Raw genomic sequence first — 1,550 nt, 5'->3', positions numbered from 1 at the left:
TAAACGAAAGCGACAAAATCAAGGCACACCAAATAAAGCCCCGTTCGTAAAAAATTTTCGATCTGGGCAAAGAAGTGGTATACTGTAAGTGGTTTAGTTAATGGTCCACTGAGACCGCGTACGCATAGTCGTACTCTGTATGTGCCCTAACCATAGCGTGCATACATTTCAGAAGCTTGTTCATACAAGCAACTGTGGCAACCTTATCTTTCTTAGGGATAGGTTGCTTTTTTAATTTGTAGTAATAATCGACAATATGATTAGGAGCTGCGCGTTGCTGGCGAATCATATTTCGAATGGTGAAGAAAATAATTTTCCGTGCTTTGGGATTACCACGCTTATTGATGCGGTCTTGGCCAGTATACTTACCTGAATGATACCGTCGGATGTCGATTCCGACAAAGGCATTCAATTGTTTATGGGTTTTAAATCGTGTGATATCTCCTAATTCACCGAGCAATAAAGCGGCTGTGAGTGCGCCAATCCCAGGGAACGTTTGGTACAACAAAAAGCAAGGAGAGCCTTCGGCTTTTTTGATCATTTGTGTCGCCAGTGCTTTTTTTTGTTCGAGTAAATCTTGGAGAAGTTCGGCGTAATAGATCGTTTTTTGACAGTGGATACTGTCTTTTTCAACAGCTGGATAGGCACACTGTGCATAGTGGATGATTTGATCTGCCTTTTGCTCGGCACGATTCGCGGAGATTTTTTTCCGTGTTTCGTTGATCAGTTTATTTTTTATTTTTGTCCGAGTAGATGCCAATACAAAATCTGGATGGGGAAAAAGACGGATCAATGTCAATGCGTAAGGGGTCAGCCTGTTTGAAAAGAACTGTTCAAGCTCTGGAAAAGTCAATTGAAGGCAGTTGTGTAAATCCATGCGCAGACGAGTGATTTTCTTCTCAATTTCTTGATAAAAACGGGCTAAATCGCGCATCTCTAAGTAAAAATTGCTTTGTACTTCTTTTGGCTGACGTTGATTTTTAAGATGAGTCTGTGCGAGCCGGTGGGCATCCGATTTATCTGTTTTCCAACTGCGTAAGGTGCTTTCTTCCATCTGTTTTTTCGCCTCTAACGGGTTTAACAAACAGTAAGAAAAGTGATGATCTTGAAAGAACTTTTCGACTGGTCTGGAATAAATCCCCGTTGCTTCAAAAACAATCAATGGACGCTCAGGCAAGTGCTGGATCTCTTCGAGTAATGCATGAAATCCTCTTTGAGTGTGTTCAATCTCGTCTTCAAATAAGCAAGTGTCGTCTTTGTATAGGACACTGTAGCTGTGTCCCATTGAAACATCTAATGCAAGAATGTAAGGCATTTGTTTTCCTCCTTTTTAAGTTTTGAAAGAACTTTACTGCTTCATTTCGATTCCAATTTCCTATACACGGGCTCATGGCCCCAACATACGTAAACCTGATTCTAAAATGACAGTAAAGAAGTTCGGTTTTTGATAGGGACTCGTAGTCCTCAAGGCTTTGTTCGAACTTTCTTTCACTCTTCACTATAATCTAAAAATAGAAAATAGAGGAGAACATCATTCGTCAATGATGTTC

1 protein-coding gene is annotated in these 1,550 nt (G+C 40.5%); it reads right to left on the bottom strand.

The genetic code is table 11. The annotated features are described in order from the left end of the window. Nucleotides 1–97: 97 nt before the first annotated feature. Nucleotides 98–1,315: an IS110 family RNA-guided transposase gene (locus KFO35_RS14020; protein WP_002301843.1), complete on the bottom strand. Its 1,218-nt coding sequence runs from the start codon at nucleotides 1,313–1,315 to the stop codon at nucleotides 98–100. Nucleotides 1,316–1,550 lie beyond the last annotated feature (235 nt).

The sequence above is a fragment of the Enterococcus lactis genome (assembly GCF_015751045.1).
GTDB classification, from domain to species: Bacteria; Bacillota; Bacilli; order Lactobacillales; family Enterococcaceae; genus Enterococcus_B; species Enterococcus_B lactis.
Note: the sequence above shows the minus strand (reverse complement) of the source record. Positions and strands in the feature narration are given on the sequence as shown.